The sequence below is a fragment of the Arthrobacter sp. RIT-PI-e genome (assembly GCF_001187915.1).
Taxonomy (GTDB): domain Bacteria; phylum Actinomycetota; class Actinomycetes; order Actinomycetales; family Micrococcaceae; genus Arthrobacter_D.
Window position 1 is genome coordinate 1 of record NZ_LGIU01000073.1, and the last position, 1381, is coordinate 1381.

At 63.1% G+C, this 1381-nt stretch carries 1 protein-coding gene; it reads left to right on the plus strand.

Annotated elements, in window-relative coordinates:
• Positions 1-89 precede the first annotated feature (89 nt).
• Positions 90-1340: an IS256 family transposase gene (locus AC792_RS10420; protein WP_152916144.1), complete on the plus strand. Its 1251-nt coding sequence runs from the start codon at positions 90-92 to the stop codon at positions 1338-1340.
• Positions 1341-1381: the final 41 nt, after the last annotated feature.

Genomic DNA, 1381 nt, shown 5'->3' on the forward strand with positions numbered 1-1381 from the left:
GGGACTGTCTGAATAACGGTGTGTGAGGGTCCGGCCTGATCCGAAAGGAGATGGCCGTGAAAGACTTCACGACCGAAGCAACAGAGACGATGATCGATCCTGTGACAGGAGAAATCATCGACCAGAAAGAGCTCGCCGAGCAGCTACTCGCCCAGGCCAAGGAGCAGGGTGTGAGCCTTGTCGGGCCGGGTGGGCTATTGAACCAGCTCACGAAGAACGTCCTCGAAACCGCGTTGGACGCCGAGCTGACAGAGCACCTCGGACACGAGCACGGGCAGACACCGATCGCGGCGAACATGCGCAACGGCACGCGGTCGAAGACGGTGCTGACCGAGATCGGCCCCGTCGAGATCGAGGTGCCGAGGGACCGGGACGGGTCGTTCGAACCGGTGATCGTGCCCAAACGCAAACGACGCCTGGACGGCATCGACGAGATCGTCCTCTCCCTCTCCGCCCGCGGATTGACGACCGGTGAGATCGCCGCGCATTTCGAGGAGGTCTACGGGGCGAGAGTCTCCAAGGACACCATCAGTCGAATCACGGAGAAGGTCGCCGGTGAACTGGCCGAGTGGGCTTCCCGGCCGCTGGATCCGCTCTACCCGGTCCTTTTCGTGGACGCGATCGTGGTGAAGGTCCGGGACGGGCAGGTCCGGAACACCCCGTTCTACGTGGTCATGGGCGTCACCACGAACGGGGAACGCGACATCCTCGGGATCTGGGCCGGCGACGGAGGCGAAGGTGCCAGGTTCTGGCTGCAGGTCTTCTCCGAGCTGAAGAACCGCGGTGTTGAGGACGTCCTCATCGCGGTCTGCGACGGGCTCAAGGGCCTACCGGAGGCAATCACGACGACGTGGCAGCGGACGGTCGTTCAGCAGTGCGTGGTGCACCTGATCCGCAACAGCTTCCGCTACGCCGGCCGCCAACACCGCGACGGGATCGTCAGAGCCCTCAAACCGGTTTACACGGCTCCGTCCGAGGCTGCGGCGAAGGACCGGTTCGAGGAGTTCACAACTGAGTGGGGTGCCCGGTATCCGGCGATCGTGAAGCTCTGGGAATCCTCCTGGGCGGAATTCGTACCCTTCCTCGAATACGACGTGGAAATCCGTCGGGTCATCTGCACGACGAATGCGATCGAGTCGATCAACGCCCGCTACCGGCGGGCTGTCAGAGCCCGCGGGCACTTCCCCAACGAGGCCGCAGCCCTAAAGTGTCTTTACCTCGTCACCAGGTCTCTTGACCCGACCGGCGGCGGCAGAGCACGCTGGGTCATGAGGTGGAAGCCCGCCCTGAACGCGTTCGCGATCACCTTCGCAGGACGCTTCGAGAAGACCAACTACTAATGAAAACGCCGGACCCCACACACCGTTTATCGGACAGACCC